The sequence below is a fragment of the Mycobacterium zoologicum genome, from assembly GCF_020181635.2.
In the GTDB taxonomy this organism is placed as follows: domain Bacteria; phylum Actinomycetota; class Actinomycetes; order Mycobacteriales; family Mycobacteriaceae; genus Mycobacterium; species Mycobacterium zoologicum.
In genome coordinates this window covers 128,298-145,785 of record NZ_JAYJJS010000007.1, presented here as the reverse complement: position 1 = coordinate 145,785, position 17,488 = coordinate 128,298, and the positions used below count along the sequence as shown (strand labels likewise).

Sequence of the window (17,488 nt, the reverse complement as noted above, 5' to 3'; positions counted from 1 at the left end):
CTACCCAGGCACGGAAGGCCCTAAGACCATGCACGTCGTTCCCCACGCACTGCGCACCGGCGCCAACGTCGCCGACGACGCCGGCGGGCACGCCGACACCGGATCCCAGCGGCTGGGCGCAGCCGGTGTCACCCATGGCATATTCGGTGACTTCGACGACGCGCACAGCTTCCACACCGCGCTGGGCAGCGCCAAGGACGACCACCGCGACGCCCTCAAAGGCCACCACCAGAACCTCACCGGCATCGCCCACAACGTCCGCACCGCCGCCACCACGTTCACCACCATGGACAACCACAACGCCCAGTTGCTGGGCGCCGGACTGCGGCGACCAGTTCCGCTTTCTCCCCGTCGACCGCCCCCGATACCGTTGAATCCATACGTTACGGTGCCGACAAATCCATATCCGCCCGGAGATCCGAGAAATCTAGCGGTTGCCGACCTCAATACACAACTGGTCACATATGGGACCGATTTAGCCAGTTACAGCAACAAACCGGCGCCGCTGAATCAGGCCGAATATCTTGAGCGGTATGCCGAATTCGTACAACTCCAAGGAGATTTGGCAGGCATCGTGGCAGGGTACAAGCAGTACAATATCCCAGTAACGTTCCTGCCGCCCGCGCCACCACCCGGGCAACCAACATCCGCGCCCCACCGATGATCGGGGAGAGGAATATTCACCGGTCTCCGATCCGCGCCGCGGTGGGTAAAGTCGCCCAGTTCGGCGTACTCATCTGCGGTGTCGTGGTAGTTACGTCGGCCTGCGCCCAGCCGGACTGCGCCGACCAGACGGGCACCCGCCCCATGTCACCCGGTGCCGCCGATTCGCTGGTGGTCAGCCTCGATGCCGTGCGTCAGATAACCGGCGTCGACGGCCTGACATCGAACCCCGATGGCGATGATCATCAGCCTCACCACCCGAGTTCTGAGCCCCCAGGGCCCTGCCGGGTTTTCGACCCGCAGGTCGCATTCGGCAGCGATTGGATTCAGTTTCGATCGACCGTCTACAACGGGCTCGCCTATGAACCGATAACCGCCGCACACGAACCCGGACCCATGCCGCCCGACTCCACCGGCGCCGCCGCGTCCCTACCACCCAAACCGCTGATGGTCGGCCAGGCCGTCGGGATCTACTCAGATAGAGACACAGCGAATGCCACATTCGAACGCCTCATCCCGGCACTGATCGAATGCTCCGCTCTGCACGCCAAGTATTATGACTTCGTCGTCAATAGACCCGACAAGTCGACCGTGGTGCTTAATTATGGCAACGATTCAAGAGCCATGTACCATGTCAAAGGTCCCGCGTTGATCAACCTCTCGGCATTGGGATTCCCCGAAAGTGAGCGGGTCATGGACAGAATTCTTCAAAACATCACGGACCGCGTGAAATGACCTCCGTATTCCTTGGCTGCGCCAAAGACGACCACCGCGACGCCCTCAAAGGCCACCACCAGAACCTCACCGGCATCGCCCACAACGTCCGCACCGCCGCCACCACCTTCACCACCATGGACAACCACAACGCCCAGTTGCTACGAGACGTCGGCGCACACGGCACTGGGTAGTGAGCCGCCCCCCGCTGCAACATCTGCAGATCGATGACCTGATCGCCGCGGCCGGCGGTGACCCGTGGGCGGTCGATGACAGCCTGCAGTCCGGCAGTCCGACCCAGATCAACTTCCTGGCCCAGGCGTTCCATCAAGCCGCCGGCTCGACAACCTCGGCCGAGGAAACCTTCACCACCGCCCAGCAGCATTTCCAGCAGTACAACCGCGAGAACGGCGAGCAGCCGATCAACAACGGCGCCGAGGTGCAGCGGGTCAAAGACGGCCTGCACGCAACCAACGAACAGCTGGGCCAGATCGCCGCCGACCTGGAGACCATCGCCGGCGACCTGGCCCAGGCCCGGGCGTCCTCGCAGGCCAACATCACCGGGCTCAACGCCAACCTGATCGTGCTGGACAACCGGATCGGCCAGTACCTGACCCAGGAGCAGCAGGGCCAGAACCATCAAACCGACATCCAGCAGGCCCGTCAGCTGGCCAAGGACGACACGAAGACCGCCGCGCACAACGCCACGGTGATCCGCAACGGTTATTCCGCAACGCTGAAGCAGGCCCTGACCAACCTGCGGACCAAAGACGGCTACACCCCCAACATCGCCGCCTACGACGCCGAGAAGGAACCGCCGCCCGCCGGGGCCGACGGCGGCAAGGGCGGCCCGACCCCCGGCACCCCCAATGGCACCCCGGGCACCCCCAACGGCACACCCGGAGCCGACGGCGGCGCAGGCGGCACGCACAACGGCACCCCACCCGTCGGCGACGCCGGCAACCCCGCTACCCCGCCCGCCGTTCCGCCCGGCACGCCGATGATGGGACCTGCCGGGGGGCCGCTGGTGCAACCGACACCGCCCCCGCCCAAGGAGATCACCGGGAAGTGGGGCAATGTCGGCGACGGCCTCGCCGCGGCCGGTGAACGAGCGAACGTACCCGGCAACGTTTCGAGGATGCCGGGCTTCGTACCGGGCGGATCGCCCAGTTCCGCAATTCCCGGCGGCGTCCCTACCGGCACTGCGTTGGAGACCGTCGAGAAGTTCGGCAAACGCCTGGGTATGGCAGGAAACGTCGTGACCGTAGCCAACGGGATCATGGAGGGCGTCAACGACGTCCAGAACGGTGCCGCCGTGAGCACCACCCTGGTCGACGTCGGCGCCAAGACCGCAGGTGATATCGGCGGCGGCCTGGTAGGCGCCAGTACCGGGGCCGAAGCCGGGGCCTTTATCGGGACCATGATCGCCCCGGGGGCCGGAACCGTCATCGGCGCCGGCGTCGGCGCGGTGGTCGGCGGCCTGGCCGGCAGCGAGATCGGCAAGAAGATGGGCGAAGAGCTTGCCGATGTGGGCCACAGCGTTTGGCGCGGCCTGTTCGGCTGAGCCGGGCCGATAAGGGAGAACGATCACCATCAGTAACTCAGAACGCATCGCCATTCTCGCCACCATGGTGATGCTTGCCATCGCCATACCCGTGGACCCACGGAAGAACACGACGTCGAAGTGGCTGTATTGGCTTGTCGGGCCGGTGGCGTGCACCGGACTCTTCGCCCTTGGCCTGTACCACCCGGCGACAAACCCCGGAGTATCCGACCTGATCTGGAATTTCGTGGTCGGAGCGATCTTCGCCTACCTCGGTTTCGGCGGCATCTATCTCCGCAAGCGCTGGCCGATCGGGCGATGGCCTGGTTCTCGTTCTTGACGCATCGAAAGGACTTCCCATGGAAACCACCGACCCGCCGCCCGGTGCACAACCCATCCAGCTGGCCCCCCGCACCCCCGACGAGCCGACGATCACCCTCCCCCAGCCGCCGGGCTGGGAGTTCATGCCGGGCAAGGACGAGACCTCGATTCGCGGCATCGTCTACAACCAGGACCTGCGACTGCACGGGTTCACGCCCAATGCCGTCGTCACCCTTGAAGAGCTCACCGGCCAGGCCGGGGTCCCGTCGCAGGCCCTGGCCAAGGAGCGCGCCGCGATCATCGACATCGTCGGCGAGATCGACACCGAAAGCCCCGGCACCGTGTCGGGTTTCGCCAGCAGAACCATCGACTACAACCTGCAGGGCCGCGCCGCGACCGGACTGATCGTCGCAATTCAGAACGCCAAGAACCGGATCTGGGCCGTCACCGTCACCATCCAGACCACCGACGCCGACAACCCGCACTACGTCACCGCAAAGAAGTCGATCCTGGACTCACTCGAAGTCCGCCTGCCGGAGCAGTAGCGCGCCCGCCCTGCGACAATGCACCCATGGTCGAGCAGAGCCTCTGGATGCAGAAAGTCGCCGACGATCCCGGGCATTCGCAGTGGTACATCGAACGATTCCGCGAAATGGCCCGCGCCGGTAACGATCTGGCCGGCGAAGCACGGTTCGTGGACGCGCTGGCCGCTCGGGGCGCGCGCATCCTCGACGCCGGTTGCGGCCCGGGCCGGGTGGCCGGTGTGCTGGCCGCCGACGGGCACGACGTGGTCGGCGTCGACGTCGACCCGGAACTCATCGAGGCCGCCGAGCAGGACTATCCCGGACCTCGCTACCTGGTGGGCGACCTCGCCGAGCTCGATCTGCCCGCCCGCGGAATCGCCGAGCCGTTCGACGTGATCGTCTCGGCGGGCAATGTCATGACGTTCGTCGCCCCCAGCACCCGCGTCGAGATCCTGCGGCGGCTGCGCAAGCACTGCGCCGACGACGGGCGCATCGTGATCGGCTTCGGCGCCGACCGCGACTACGAGTTCGACCAGTTCTTCGACGACGCTACAACGGCCGGCCTCACCGCCGAATTACGTTTGGGCACTTGGGATCTGCGTCCGTTCACCGCGGACTCGGATTTCCTGGTGGCGGTGCTGCGCCCGGTCGACTGACATCCTGATCCTCGTCGGTGAGCTCTACCAACTCGTCGACGGCCAGCACTTCGGTCATGTCCTGCTCCTGGTAGGCCAGCCGGCCGACCCGGTGCGCGACCACCGGCGCGGTGATCAGGGTGAAGATGATGCTCACGGTCACCATCCCGGCGTCGTGGCTGCCGCGCAGCCGGATCAACGCCCCGACCAGCACCAGGATCAGCCCCAACACCTGGGGCTTGGTGGCCGAGTGCATCCGGGCCAAGGTGTCCGGAAACCGGACCACCCCGATCGCCGCCGTCAGCGCCAGCACCGACCCGGCGAGCACCAGCGCCGCAGCGATCACGTCGAGCGCCATCACGGCTGCCTCCCCGAGTCCAGCGGCTCGTCGGGCACTCGGAACCGAGCCACACTCACCGATCCGATGAAGCCCACCAGAGCCAGCGCCGCGAGGCTGTAGGTCGCGGTGGTGTCCCGGGTGACCGCGGCCCACGTGCCGATTCCACACATCGTCATCGCAGCCAGGGTGTCCAATGCCACCAACCGGTCCAGCGTGGACGGTCCGGCCAGCAGTCGGTACATCGTGATGACCGCGGCGATCCCCAACAGCACGCCCGCACCACCCCACAGCACGTTCACGAGTTCCCTCCTCCCACCGGCATCCATTCGGAGTCGCGCTCGAATGCGGCCAGCAACAGGCGCTGCACCTGTGCGACCTGGTGATAGAACCTCTCGACCGACTGCGCCGATCCGACGTCGATCACGTGGCAATAGAGGATGCGTCGCACCTGGTCGATCTCCAGCACCATCGAACCGGGAATCAGGGTGGTGATGCTCGAGGCCAGTACCAACACCAGATCGGACTTGATGGTCAGTGGCACCCGCAACACCCCGGTGAGCGGCGGCGGCCCGGGTTTGATTGCCAGCCACATCAATTGGACACTGGACGCGACCAGATACCAGCCGAACAGCCCGATGAGCTTCAGCAACGGCACCGGATGTACCCGTCCCTGGACCGGCACCGGTGGCAGCGGCAGCAACACCATGATCATCACGGCGACCGCCATCCCGAGGACGATGTTGGGGACGGTGAAACTACCCCACAGCAGTGTCCAGATCAGGGACAGCGCGCACACCGCGAAGATCCGCAGCGCGATAGTCCTCACGGCGCACCTCCGCTCAATACCGCCGAGATGTACTCGCCGCGGTCGAGCACCTCGGCTGCGGCGCGCTCGGTGTAGCCGAAGATCGGTCCGGCCAGCACGGTGAACGCCAGCCCTAACGCGATCAGGGCCAGCGTCGGCACCACCATCCCAACCGGCATCCGGCCCACGTCGTCGCGGTCGTCGTAGGCAACCTCGGCGACGTCGTCGAGCAGTACCGGCGGCACGGCGCTCACCAGCGCTCCCTCGGGGGCGTCGCTGCGCAACCGCCAGAACGACTTGGTCCACACCCGCGCCAGCACAAACAGGGTCAGCAGGCTGGTCACCACCGCACCGCCCACCAGGCACCAGGCCAGCACCGAGCCGTCGCTGACTCCGGCCTGCAGCACCGCGGTCTTGCCGATGAAGCCCGAGAACGGCGGAATGCCACCGAGATTGAATGCCGGAACCAGGAACAGGAACGCCAGCAACGGGTTGGCCACCAACCCACCGAGACGCTTCACGGACGACGCACCGCCTTGGCGTTCGATCAGTCCGGCCGCCATGAACAACGTCGTCATCACGATGATGTGGTGCATCACGTAGAAGATGGCGCCGGACATGCCCAGCTCGCTCGACAGGGCGACCCCGAACACCATGAAACCGATGTGGCTGACCAACGTGAAGGACAGGATCCGTTTGATGTCGCTCTGTGCGATCGCACCGAAGATGCCGACCAGCATGGTGAGCAGCGCCGCGACCAGCAGCACCGAGTCCAGCCCGCCTTCGGGAAACAGCAGCGAATGCGCTCGGATGATCGCGTACACACCGACTTTGGTCAGAATGCCGGCGAACACCGCGGTGATCGGGGCCGGCGCGGTGGGATAGGAATCGGGCAACCAGGCCGACAGCGGGAAGACCGCGGCCTTGATACCGAACGCCACCAGCAACACCGCGAACACCGCACTGCGGGTGCCGCCGGGCAGGTCGCCGGTCCGGGTGGCCAGCTCCGCCAGGTTCAGCGTGCCCGTGGTGGCATAGACCAGGGCGATGCCGAGCAGGAAGATCAACGACGACGTCATCGAGACCATCACGTAGCCGATCCCGGCGCGGATGCGTTCGGCGCTGGCGCCGATGGTCAGCAGCACGAAGCTCGCCGCCAGCAGCATCTCGAATCCGACGAACAGGTTGAACAGGTCACCGGCCAGGAAGGCCAGGGAGACACCGGTGGCCAGGGTCAGGTAGGTGGGCAGGAAGATCGACACCGGCTGACGGTCATCGCCGTCGCGGACTCCCTGCCCGATGGCGTAGACCATCACCGCCAGCAGCACGACCGCCGACACCACCAGCATCAGCGCCGACAACCGGTCGACCACCAAACTGATGCCCAGCGGCCCCATCTCACCCTCGATCGGGCCCCAGCCACCGACATGCAACACCAGGGTGCCGTCCCGGTCGGTCAGATACAGCAATGCGGCACTGACCAGGGCCACCGCGCACAGCACCCCAATCGTGATCGGCCGCTGCAACTTCGGCCGTCGGCCGACGATGAGGGTCAGCGCCGCACCCAAGGTGGGCAGCAGCACCGGAAGCGGGATCAGCACAGCAGCGAGGCTCACCGCAGCACCCCGCTTTCGGTGACGGCGCTTTCCACGACGGCGTCCAGTTCGCCGGGCGCCACCGGCTCGCTGTGGTCTTCCTCGGCGGCGATGATCTCCTCGTCGGAGAGTTGGGACAGCCTGGTGGATTCGTGGTCGTCACCGATGTCGTCGGTGGTGGTCAGGTTGTAGGAGCGGTAGGTCAGAGCCAGCACGAACGCGCCGATACCCATAGTGATGACGATGGCGGTCAACACCATCGCCTGTGCCAATGGGTCGGCGTCGGTCTCCATCCCCTCGGTGCTGTTGTAGATCGGCGGGCTACCGCCCGGCCCGGAGACGTCGATGATCAACAGGTTGATGGCATTGCCGATCATCATCAGGCCCAGCAGCGCCCGGGTGAGGTTGCGCTCCAACAACATGTACACCCCGCAGGCGGTGAGCCCGGCGGCCATCAGCAGCGGAACCAGATGTGCGGTCATGACGTCCTCGCTATCGGTCGACGAGCGCGCCGCGATTCCAGTTCCTGGTCCAGTCGGGCACCGAGGCTGCGTAACACATCGAGCACCATCCCGACCACGACGAGGTACACCCCCACATCGAAGAACACCGAGGAGACCACCTTGACCGGGCCCAGCACGGGCAGGGTGAACGCCCATGCCGCCGACGACAGCACCGGCGCACCGAAGAACAGCGACGCCAGCGCCGTCCCCCCGACCAGGCTCAGCCCGACGCCCAGGATCTTGCCCGAGTCCAGCGGCAGGGTCTCACCGAGCTCGTATCGCCCACCGGCCACGTAACGCAGAGCCAGTGCCAGCCCGGCGGCCAGCCCGCCGGCGAAACCTCCGCCCGGGTGGTTGTGCCCGGCGAACAGGAAATACAGCGAGACCACCATGATCAGCGGGAAGATGATCCGGGTCGTCACCTCCAACACCAGCGACCGCTGATTGGGATCGTGGTAGTCGCTGCCGCGCAGCCAGGTGGTGGACGCGATGGCCGGGCTGTAGGGGGTGGCCACACCCAAATCCTTGCGGTGTTCGCCGGCGTCGGTGATGCGTGGCGCGCGGCCGAACCGCTGGTTGCGGAACACCATCGAAGCCACTCCGGTCGCGGCGACCAGCAACACCGAGATCTCCCCGAGGGTGTCCCAGGCCCGGACGTCGACCAGGATCACGTTGACGGTGTTGGCACCGTAGGCGCGCTCATAGGCCTCGGCAGGCAGCAGGCCGGCCACCCCGTCGCGGGTGCGCGCCGCCATCGCGAAGGCCCCCAGCACCGAGACGGCGGCGCCGACCGACATGGCCAGCAACGCCCGGGGCAGCCGGTTCATCGCCATCGAGGGACGCTCGGCCTCCGCCGGCAGCGTTCGCAGCACCAGCACGAAGATCACCAGGGTCACGGTCTCGACGAGCAACTGGGTCAACGCCAGGTCCGGAGCCCCGTGGAACGCGAACGCCGCGGCGCAGCCATACCCGGTCACCCCGACCATCAACACCGCGGACAGCCGGTTGCGAGCCACCGTGGCCCCGATCCCGCCGGAAACCACCAACACGGCCAGCGTGAGCTGCAACGGCGTATCCCACAGCCGCAGATCGACCCGGTCACGCGCACCCAACATCAGCACCGTCAGCGGCAGCAGCACCAGCGTCGCGAAGATCACCGCCTGGTTGACCGGCAGGGACCCACGCTGGGTGATCGCGGTCAACCGCACCGCGGCCACATCGAGCACCCGCAGGAAGTCGTCGTACATCTGATCGGCCTTGCCCAGCGGCAGCTGGCGCAGCCGGGCCAGCCGCAGTGGGCCGCGCGCGGCGAACACCCCGAAGCCCACCAGCAGTACCCCCGCCGACAGGAACACCGGCAGTCCCGCACCGTGCCACAGCGCCAGGTGGTAGGTCATCCCGTAGGGCACGGTGTCGGCGTAGCCGTGCAGCGCGGTGTCCAGCACCAACGGCCACAGGCCCAGGGCCAGGCTGGCGGCGGCCAATACGGCCGGCGCCGCCAGGAAAGCCATGGTCGGCCGGTGCATCTCGGCGACGTCGACGCTGGGTTCGGTCTGGCCCTTGCTTGCGAAGCCGCCCCAGATGAACCGCGCGCTGTAGATCACGGTGAACATCGAGGCGACGACCGCCGCACCCAAGACGTACGGGCCGGAGGAACCCAGCGCGGGTGCCTGGGCCTCGGTCCCGTAGATGGCCTCCTTGGCGATGAAGCCGATGAACGGTGGCACCCCGGCCATACTCGCGGCGGCCGCCGCCGCAACCACGAACAGCCCCGGCGCGCGGTGGCCCAGTCCGGCCAGCTCGCGCAGATCGCGGGTGCCGGTGGCATGGTCGATGATCCCCACCACCATGAACAGCGCCGCCTTGGCCGCCGCATGTGCGCACATGGCGGTCAGGCCGGCCAACATCAGATCGCGACCGCCGCCGCCGACCAGCACGATCATCATTCCCAACTGGCTGACCGTGCTGTAGGCCAACACCAGCTTCAGGTCGTATTCGCGGATCGCGCGCCAGCCCGCCAACAGGGCGGTGGCAAGGCCCAGGACCACCACCGTCGGCCGCCATCCCGGCGAGTCGGCGAATCCCGGCGTCAACCGCGCCACCAGATAAATCCCAGCCTTGACCATCGCGGCCGCGTGCAGGTAGGCACTGACCGGTGTCGGTGCCGCCATCGCGCCCGGCAGCCAGAAGTGCAGCGGCACAATCGCCGACTTGCTCAGCGCGCCGACCAGGACCAGCAGCACACCGACGGTGACGACCGTCCCCGACGGCGGATCGGCCACCAGGTCCGACAGCAGGTAGCTGCCGGCGGTCTGGCCCAGCATGATGATGCCGACCAACATGGCCAACCCACCGGCTGTGGTGACCACCAACGCCTGGATGGCGGCGCGCCGGTTGACCGCGCGTTCGGCGTAGTGGCCGATCAGCAGGAACGACAACACCGTGGTCAGTTCCCAGAACACGTAGAGCACCAACATGTTGTCGGCGACCATCAGCCCGAACATCGATCCGGCGAACCCCAGCATTTTCGCGGCGAAGCTGGGCAGTCGCGGGTCGAGTTCGGTGTGCGGGCTGACCGGGCGGAAATACTCGGCGCAGTAGAACAGCACCAGCGCACCGATTCCCAACGCCAGCACGCACATGATTGCGGCCAGCGTGTCAAAGCGCAGCGCGATGTCCATCGACAGTCCGGGCACCCAGCTGATCAGCGCCCGCCGGTCGTCACCCGGTCCGGGCGGCCAATTCCCCACCACCCACACCAGTGACAGCAACGGGATAGCGCCCAAGGGATAGAACGCCGATCGACCCCACCTGCGCACCATGGTCGGTGCCGCAGCCGTGCCAACAGCATGGGTAAGCAGTATCGCGAGCATCACTCTCCACGGACCGGTCTCATCGAGGTATCGGTATCAGGACACGGCAGCATGCGACAACGCGCCGGACGGCGCCGCAGTCGGACACACGTCAACGACTGCCCACCCGGGCAAAACGGTAGACCGCCTCGTGGACCTGCGTACCCACGCCCGGATCGTACCGTCTGCTCAATGCGCACCAAGGATCCTGACTGAACTGTCTCCAGTCTCCGTGGCGAACTGGCGAGGCGCCATGGGATGCAGCCCGCATTCGGCGGGGGGTGCTACCCCCATGAGGCCCCACGACCTGTTGGCGCTAGGGCTCTATCAGGCCCGTCCTGATCGCATACCGGGTCAATGCCAAGCGATCGCGCAGCCCCAGTTTCTGCAGGGTGTTGGTCCGGTGCCGGTCGACCGTCTTGGCACTGATGCCGAGGGTTTTGGCGATTTCACGGGCCGAGAGCCCCTCGGCGATCAACTTCAGGACTTCCTCCTCACGAGGCGTCAGGATGTTGTCGGGCACCGAGTCGCCCTGGCGTGCCCGGTGCAGGTGGTCCCGGATCAGGGCGGTCACCGCGCCGGCGTACAGAAAGGGCTCGCCGCGCATCGTGGCGCGGCAGGCCTCGATCAAGTCGCGGTCGGCGACGGATTTCAGCACGTAACCGGACGCGCCGGCCTTGAGCGCTTCGAACAGGTACTGCTCGTTGTCGTACATGGACAGCATCAGCATCCGCACGTGGGGATGGCTGCGTTCGATCTCCCGCGCAGCCTGCAGCCCGGTCATCCGGGGCATCGCGATGTCCAGGATCGCCAGGTCGATCGGGGTGTCCCGCAGGATGGTCAGTGCCTCGGAGCCGTCGGCCGCCTCGGCCACCACGCGAAGATCCGATTCGGCGTCCAGGATCATCCGCAGGCCACTGCGCACCAGGGCGTGATCGTCGACGAGCAGAATGCGCGCCGGCTCGGGTCTCGTCACGCGCCACCGTCGCTGCGAGTCGGTGCCACCAGCTTGATCTCGGTTCCTTTGTCGTTCGGGGAGGTGATCGTGAGCGTGCCCCGCACCAGTAGGGCTCGTTCACCCATTCCGCGGATACCCGCACCGGTGGAGCTGACCCCGCCGTGACCGTCGTCGGCGATCCGCAGCACCAACTCCTCGCGGCCGACATGCAGATCCAACCAGACCTTCTGGGCTCCGGCATGGCGGGCGATGTTGGTCAGGCTCTCCTGCGCGATCCGGTAGCAGGCCAGTTCCAGGTCGGGATTCAATCGGTCGACGTGGACCGGGACGTCCCGGACGACGTCGATGCCGGCCGCTTGGGTGAACTGGTTGCACAGGGCCTGCAGTGCGCTGGGCAGGCCGAGGTCTTCGAGCACGTCGGGGCGCAGGCGGCCGGCGATGCTGCGCACCTCGTCGAGGCTGGACCGCACGATCTCCTGGGCGTCGCGAAGGTCGCCGCGAATTTTCGCCGGCGCGTTGTCGACGGCCCGCTTTAGGGTCAGCAGGGCAGCTGTGAGGGTCTGCCCGATCTCGTCGTGCAACTCCCTGGCGATCCGCTGCCGCTCGCTCTCCTGTACGGCCAGCGCCAACGCGCTCGATGAGGCCCGCTCGGTCTCGAGCCGGTCCAGCATGGTGTTGAACGATTCGATGAGGTTGTGCAGGTCGCCGCCGCCGCCCGGTTCATGGATTCGGTCGCTGCGCAGCGGCGGATCGACGCGGCGCATCGACGCGGCCAGCCGATCCAGCGGGGCAAGACTCGACCGTAGGAGCAGTGCGTTCGCCCCCACCACAACGGCCAGGCCGACCACCAGCACCGGAACCTCGGTCAACTGGGTGCGCGCCGACACCGCGGCCGGCGTCACCGCAAGCAACAGGGTGCCGACGGTGAAGACCAGACCATTGATCAGAACGACCCGGTGGAACAGCCCTTGTGCCGGTACCCCGGTCAGTCGCCAGAACTTATCGATGACCGCCGTCCAACGGTGCATGTCACCCAGCCTCGCCTGCACACCACATATTTGTCCATACGGGTCACGCCTACCTCGGAATGGGTGCCAAACACCATGGCGACGGACTCGGCCCGATCCGGAAAATGGAGGCACGTCCACAACGCCCGAGCCGGTGCCAAACAACACATATCCCTGCCCGCCTCCGGGATATCATGCGGATTCGGAGAAGCGGCGGACGGCCTGACCCGCGGATCGGGCCTGCCCGGACCGAACCAGCAAGAACCGGAGGAGCTGAACCCCACGATGGATTTCGCGGCATTACCGCCGGAAGTCACCTCCGCCCGGATGTATACCGGTGCCGGCCCGGGGCCGCTGATCACCGCGGCCACCGCCTGGGACGGGGTGGCCACCGAACTGCACCTGGCGGCGACCGCCTATCAGTCCGTGGTCACCGAGTTGACCAGCGGAGCGTGGAGGGGTCCGTCGTCGATAGCGATGGCGGCCTCGATCGCCCCGTTCGTGACGTGGTTGAACAGCACCTCCGCCCAAGCGGCAACGACCGCGGGCCAGGCCAAGTCGGCAGTGGCCGCCTACGAGGCCGCGTTCGCCATGGTGGTGCCTCCGGCGGTGATCGCGGCCAACCGTGCTCAGCTGATGACCCTGCTGGCCACCAATGTTCTGGGTCAGAACGCCGCGGCGATCGCGGCCACCGAGGCCCTGTACGCCGAGATGTGGGCCCAGGACGCCACCGCGATGTACGGCTACGCCTCGACGTCGGCGACCGCCGCCGAGCTGGCACCCTTCCAGCCGCCGCCCAAGACCGCCTCAGGGCCGGGCGACCAAGGTGCTTCTCAGGCCGCCCAGGGCAACTCGGTGGCCAACAATGCCCAGGCGCTGCTGTCCAAGACGGCCTCGACGTTGTCGGGGCCCGGATCGTCGGAAGCCTCATCGCCGTTCACCGCCATGCCCGCGGAGGCCGCCTTACCGGTCGATCCATTTGAATGGCTTGCGATCCTGGCCGACGAGGTCGGCATCGGTATCGCCCTGCCCCTGTCGATCGTCGGTGTCTACCTGGCCGGCGCGGCCATGTACTTCTCCGAGATGGACTCGCGCGAGATCTTCGACACCCAGGACCTGCTGCGCGGTGGGCAGCGCAGCATCATGGACGCCCTGGGCCAATTGGGAGCGGAGGGGGAACTGCCGTCGACCGACAACCTCCGCGTGCCGCACGCCTCGGTCATTGCGGCCAGGGGCGAGGCGTTCCCACTCGGGTCGCTTTCCACGCCCATCGGGTGGGCCGAGATGGCCCCGGAGATCCGCAACGCGAGCTTCTCGACGCCGCTGGCCGCCGGACCGTCGGCGACCACGCCGGGCGGATTGGGTACCGCGTTCGGTCAGATGGCCCTGGCGGGTATGGGCGGCAGCGCGCTCGCCGGCGCGGTCAACCGCAACCGCGGCGGGGACGGCCAGCCGACTCCCGCGGCGGACGGCACGCCGGCGCAGGAGCCCGGTTCGCCATCGCCGGCAGTACCGCCACCGGTGCGGCCACTGACGGTTCCGCTTGCTGAATTGGCGGCAGGGATCCGGGAACTCGGCGAGCTCCACGACGCCGGATATCTGACCGCGGAGGAATTCGCCGAACAGAAACGCCGGCTGCTGTCCCGATAGGAGATCAGCGCCGCCGCGAGCGCAGATAGTCGCCGACGACCGCCGCACCCAACCCGTCGAGTTCGGGCACCACGACCCGACCCTGGACCCTCCGCGCCACCTGATCGATGAATCGGGCCAGTCCCGGATCGTCACCAAGCCGGAAGATCGTCACCTGCGCGCCGAGCCGGGCTACGTCGTCGAAGCCCTTGACGGTGTGGGCGATGGTCCGCGGGTGCGGTGGGTAGTCGAAGAAAACCGATGCGCCATCGCCTCGGTAATCCTCCAGGTGCGCCGTGGGCTCCCCGTCGGTGACCACCAGTACCACCGGCTGTGCGTTGGGGTGCCGGCGCAGGTGCCGGCTTGCCAGCGCCAGGGCGTGATGCAGGTTGGTGCCCTGCTCGTAGACGCCTTCCAGGCCGGTGAGCTCGGCTGCGGTCACGGTACGCGCGTAGCGCCCGAATGCGATGATCTGCAACGCATCCGAGCGGAAGCGGGTACTCACCAGGTGATGCAGCGCCAGCGCGGTGCGTTTCATCGGCAGCCAGCGGTTGTCCATCACCATCGAGAAGGATGTGTCGACCAGCAGTGCCACGGCGGATTGGGTGCGGGTCTCGGTCTCGGACACCTCGACGTCGTCGACGCTGATCGACAGGCGGGAACTGTGCCGGCCCGACTGATCGCCAGCCCGCCGCAGCACGGTATTAGTCAGGGTGCGGGTGACGTTCCACGGCTCGGTGTCGCCGAACTGCCACGGCCGGGTCGCACCGGTCAGCTCCCCGGCAGCCCCGGCCCGGCGGTGGTCACGTTCACCGCGCCGGCCCGAAAGTTGGCGTGCCACATCACGCAACGCGGTCTGCCCCAGCTGGCGCATCGCCTTGGGCGACAGCCGCCACTGCCCGTCAGAACTGCGGTCCAGAAAACCCTGATTGAGCAGTGCACGCTCCAGCTCGGCCAGAGTGCGTGCATCGACCGCGGCCTCGTCGCCCAACTGGCGGGCCAGCGCATCGAGGTCGACGTCGTCCATGCTGGCGCCCGGATATGCCTGTGAGAGCTGCTCGGCCAACTGCTCGAGCTCGGCGATGTCGCTCAATGCCTGGGCGCCCTCGCCCATCCCCAGCGGGTTGTTGCCGGAGAACTCCGATGAGCCGTTCCAGTCCTCCCCCGGCCGGGCCGCCTGCAGATGCGCGTCCAGGCGTCCCAGCGCCTGCTGCAAGGCCGGTGATCCGAATGCCTGCTGCGCCAACGCATCCAGTTCATCTCGTTGCTCATTGGTCAGGCTGTTGCGGAAGCGCTGGGCGGCGGCCGCGCGCTTGGCCAGGGAGTCCAGCAGCTCGTCGACGTTGGCAGGGTTCTCCGGGAAGAACTCACCGTGGGAGTCCATGAAGTTCTGGAAATCCTCGGGGGTGTCTTCACCCCGGGCGTGCTTGTCCAACAGCTCGTTGAGGTCGTCGAGCATGTCGGCGACCCGTTGCCGGTCTTCGTCGGTGGCGCCTTCAAGTGCCTGCTTCATGCCGGCGAACCGTTGGTCGAGCATCTCCCGGCCGAGCAGATCCTTGATCTTCTCGTAGGACTCGCGGGCCTCGGGACTGCGCCAATCGTATTCCGCCAGCTCCTGCACCGCCTTGGCCGGCGACGGCGACAGTCCCTCGATCTGCATCTCGGCGAAGCGCGCGTCGTCGTCCAACGCACGAGCCAGTTCCTTGCGCTCGGCCAGCACCGCGTCGTCGAGCAGCTTCTTGATGTCCGCCAGCGTTCCGTCTAAATTGTTGTTGCGCAACAATTCTCGACGACGTCGTTGCACCTCTGCCGCCAGCCGGTCGGCACCCGGCATGTTCTTGGTTCCGCGCCGCATCAGTTCCTGCAGAGCCCGGCGCGGCGACGTCCCCTCCATGACATCGCGCCCGATCTCCTCCAGCGCCTCGGCCAGATCAACCGGCGGCGCCAACGGATCCGGCCCACCGGAGTAGGCCGAATACCGGGAGCCGTGCGCTCTAGCCATAGACGGTTTCGCCCTCGTCGGACGTCTTGTCGATACGCTTGGCCAAATACAGTGCTTCCAAGGCCAATTCGAGTGCTGCGGCGCGCTCTCCCTCGGACTGCGCACCGAGGCGCTGGGCGACTGCGTCAATGACCGGCAGATCCGGCAGCGCCGCCAGCACAGCCTTGGCCGCCACCCGATCGCCGGTCGTCACGGCCGCGTCCTCCACCGCGGCCACCAGCGGCCCGACGTCTATGCCGCCCAGTGCCCGCGAAGCGGTGTCGGCAACGGCCCGGCGCAGCAGGTGTTCCAGCACCGCCTGCTCACGCCCCTCCTCACCGGACTCGAACTCCAGCTTGCCGCGCAGCACGTCGATGATCGTGCCGAGGTCGACCACCCGGGCCACCGGATCGGTCTCGCCCAGCAACGCACCGCGGTGCCGCGCCGAGGCCGCTACCGTCTCCGCCGCGGCGATCGCGAACCGCGCCGACACCCCCGACCGCTGATCGATCGACCGCGACTCGCGCAGGTAACGCGCGAACCGGGCCAGCGCCGCCAGCAGATAGTCCGGCACGCTCGCGCTCAGGTGCGCCTCCTGGGCGATCACCCCGACCTCGGCGTCGAGCTCCAGCGGATAGTGCGTGCGGATCTCGGCGCCGAACCGGTCCTTGAGCGGGGTGATGATCCGGCCCCGGTTGGTGTAGTCCTCCGGGTTGGCGCTGGCCACCACCACGACGTCCAGCGGCAGTCGCAGCGTGTAGCCGCGCACCTGGATGTCGCGTTCCTCCATCACATTGAGCATCGCGACCTGGATGCGCTCGGCAAGGTCGGGCAGCTCGTTGACGGCGACGATGCCGCGGTGCGCCCGCGGGATCAGGCCGTAGGCGATGGTCTCGGGGTCACCGAGGCTGCGTCCCTCGGCGACCTTGATCGGGTCGATGTCGCCGACCAGGTCGGCCACCGACGTATCGGGGGTGGCGAGCTTCTCGGTGTAGCGCTCGCTGCGGTGCCGCCAGGTCACCGGCAGGGCGTCGCCGAGTTCGGCGGCGCGGCGAATCGATTCCGGCGTGATCGGCGAGTACGGGTGCTCACCGAGTTCGGCGCCGGCGATCACCGGCGTCCACTCGTCGAGCAGCCCGGTGAGCGCGCGCAGCAGCCGGGTCTTGCCCTGGCCGCGTTCGCCCAGCAGCACGATGTCGTGGCCCGCGATCAGCGCGCGTTCCAGCTGCGGGAGCACGGTGTCGTCGAATCCGAAGATGCCCGGCCAGATCGCTGCGCCGTCGTCACCCTCGGCGAGGCGGGCCAGCAGGTTCTCGGCGATCTCTTGCTTGACCCCCCGTTCACGGTGGCCGGTGGCACGTAGCTCACCGAGGGTTGAGGGCAGATCGTGCGGGATTTTCGGCGCGGTCACCACTCCA

18 protein-coding genes are annotated in these 17,488 nt (G+C 67.3%); 8 read left to right on the top strand and 10 right to left on the bottom strand.

Annotated features, from left to right (window positions below):
- The first annotated feature begins 28 nt into the window (after positions 1-28).
- The 7 genes from K6T84_RS08515 to K6T84_RS08485 all read left to right on the top strand — a co-directional run bounded on the left by K6T84_RS08515 (position 29) and on the right by K6T84_RS08485 (position 4,421).
- Complete coding sequence (locus tag K6T84_RS08515) at positions 29-664, top strand: DUF2563 family protein (RefSeq protein WP_224864679.1); 636 nt, start codon at positions 29-31, stop codon at positions 662-664.
- Positions 661-1,398, top strand: a complete 738-nt coding sequence (locus K6T84_RS08510; protein ID WP_224864678.1) for a sensor domain-containing protein — start codon at positions 661-663, stop codon at positions 1,396-1,398. Before K6T84_RS08515 ends, K6T84_RS08510 begins: the two co-directional genes overlap by 4 nt.
- Positions 1,395-1,571, top strand: coding sequence for a DUF2563 family protein (locus tag K6T84_RS08505; protein ID WP_224864677.1), 177 nt, complete (start codon positions 1,395-1,397; stop codon positions 1,569-1,571). Before K6T84_RS08510 ends, K6T84_RS08505 begins: the two co-directional genes overlap by 4 nt.
- Positions 1,571-2,941, top strand: a complete 1,371-nt coding sequence (locus tag K6T84_RS08500) for a putative alpha/beta hydrolase (protein WP_225402097.1) — start codon at positions 1,571-1,573, stop codon at positions 2,939-2,941. Before K6T84_RS08505 ends, K6T84_RS08500 begins: the two co-directional genes overlap by 1 nt.
- Positions 2,942-3,005: 64 nt before the next feature.
- The gene (locus K6T84_RS08495; RefSeq protein ID WP_224864676.1) at positions 3,006-3,260 is read left to right on the top strand and encodes a hypothetical protein; all 255 of its coding nucleotides are present in this window, start codon (positions 3,006-3,008) and stop codon (positions 3,258-3,260) included.
- Between the two features lie 19 nt (positions 3,261-3,279).
- Entirely contained in the window at positions 3,280-3,786 is a 507-nt protein-coding gene (locus K6T84_RS08490) for an LpqN/LpqT family lipoprotein (protein ID WP_224864675.1), read from the top strand.
- 26 nt (positions 3,787-3,812) lie between these two features.
- Positions 3,813-4,421 (top strand): class I SAM-dependent methyltransferase, encoded by a 609-nt coding sequence (locus K6T84_RS08485; RefSeq protein WP_225401562.1) that lies wholly within the window; start codon positions 3,813-3,815, stop codon positions 4,419-4,421.
- On the opposite strand, the gene mnhG is transcribed toward K6T84_RS08485, so the two are convergent.
- From mnhG to K6T84_RS08445, 8 genes are all read right to left on the bottom strand, one after another.
- The gene (gene mnhG, locus K6T84_RS08480) at positions 4,372-4,761 is read right to left on the bottom strand and encodes a monovalent cation/H(+) antiporter subunit G (RefSeq protein ID WP_224864673.1); all 390 of its coding nucleotides are present in this window, start codon (positions 4,759-4,761) and stop codon (positions 4,372-4,374) included. The two genes, K6T84_RS08485 and mnhG, sit on opposite strands and share 50 nt — an antisense overlap.
- On the bottom strand, positions 4,758-5,039 hold the full coding sequence (locus K6T84_RS08475) for a monovalent cation/H+ antiporter complex subunit F (RefSeq protein WP_224864672.1): 282 nt from the start codon (positions 5,037-5,039) through the stop codon (positions 4,758-4,760). Before K6T84_RS08475 ends, mnhG begins: the two co-directional genes overlap by 4 nt.
- Positions 5,036-5,566 (bottom strand): Na+/H+ antiporter subunit E, encoded by a 531-nt coding sequence (locus K6T84_RS08470; protein ID WP_224864671.1) that lies wholly within the window; start codon positions 5,564-5,566, stop codon positions 5,036-5,038. The genes K6T84_RS08475 and K6T84_RS08470 overlap by 4 nt, the downstream gene beginning before the upstream one ends.
- Positions 5,563-7,161 carry a Na+/H+ antiporter subunit D gene (locus K6T84_RS08465; RefSeq protein ID WP_225401561.1) on the bottom strand — a complete coding sequence of 533 codons (1,599 nt, stop codon included), beginning with the start codon at positions 7,159-7,161 and terminating at the stop codon, positions 5,563-5,565. Before K6T84_RS08465 ends, K6T84_RS08470 begins: the two co-directional genes overlap by 4 nt.
- Positions 7,158-7,622, bottom strand: coding sequence for a Na(+)/H(+) antiporter subunit C (locus K6T84_RS08460; protein WP_224864669.1), 465 nt, complete (start codon positions 7,620-7,622; stop codon positions 7,158-7,160). The genes K6T84_RS08465 and K6T84_RS08460 overlap by 4 nt, the downstream gene beginning before the upstream one ends.
- Positions 7,619-10,516 carry a Na+/H+ antiporter subunit A gene (locus K6T84_RS08455; protein ID WP_225401560.1) on the bottom strand — a complete coding sequence of 966 codons (2,898 nt, stop codon included), beginning with the start codon at positions 10,514-10,516 and terminating at the stop codon, positions 7,619-7,621. The genes K6T84_RS08460 and K6T84_RS08455 overlap by 4 nt, the downstream gene beginning before the upstream one ends.
- A gap of 295 nt (positions 10,517-10,811) precedes the next feature.
- Positions 10,812-11,471 carry a response regulator transcription factor gene (locus K6T84_RS08450; RefSeq protein ID WP_224864667.1) on the bottom strand — a complete coding sequence of 220 codons (660 nt, stop codon included), beginning with the start codon at positions 11,469-11,471 and terminating at the stop codon, positions 10,812-10,814.
- Positions 11,468-12,481, bottom strand: coding sequence for a HAMP domain-containing sensor histidine kinase (locus tag K6T84_RS08445; protein ID WP_225401559.1), 1,014 nt, complete (start codon positions 12,479-12,481; stop codon positions 11,468-11,470). Before K6T84_RS08445 ends, K6T84_RS08450 begins: the two co-directional genes overlap by 4 nt.
- A gap of 264 nt (positions 12,482-12,745) precedes the next feature.
- Here K6T84_RS08445 and K6T84_RS08440 point away from each other — a divergent pair, with 264 nt between their 5' ends.
- Entirely contained in the window at positions 12,746-14,110 is a 1,365-nt protein-coding gene (locus K6T84_RS08440; protein WP_304621326.1) for a PPE family protein, SVP subgroup, read from the top strand.
- 4 nt (positions 14,111-14,114) lie between these two features.
- On the opposite strand, the gene K6T84_RS08435 is transcribed toward K6T84_RS08440, so the two are convergent.
- On the bottom strand, positions 14,115-16,091 hold the full coding sequence (locus K6T84_RS08435) for a vWA domain-containing protein (RefSeq protein ID WP_224864665.1): 1,977 nt from the start codon (positions 16,089-16,091) through the stop codon (positions 14,115-14,117).
- Complete coding sequence (locus K6T84_RS08430) at positions 16,084-17,466, bottom strand: sigma 54-interacting transcriptional regulator (protein WP_408066077.1); 1,383 nt, start codon at positions 17,464-17,466, stop codon at positions 16,084-16,086. The genes K6T84_RS08435 and K6T84_RS08430 overlap by 8 nt, the downstream gene beginning before the upstream one ends.
- Between the last annotated feature and the right edge of the window lie 22 nt (positions 17,467-17,488).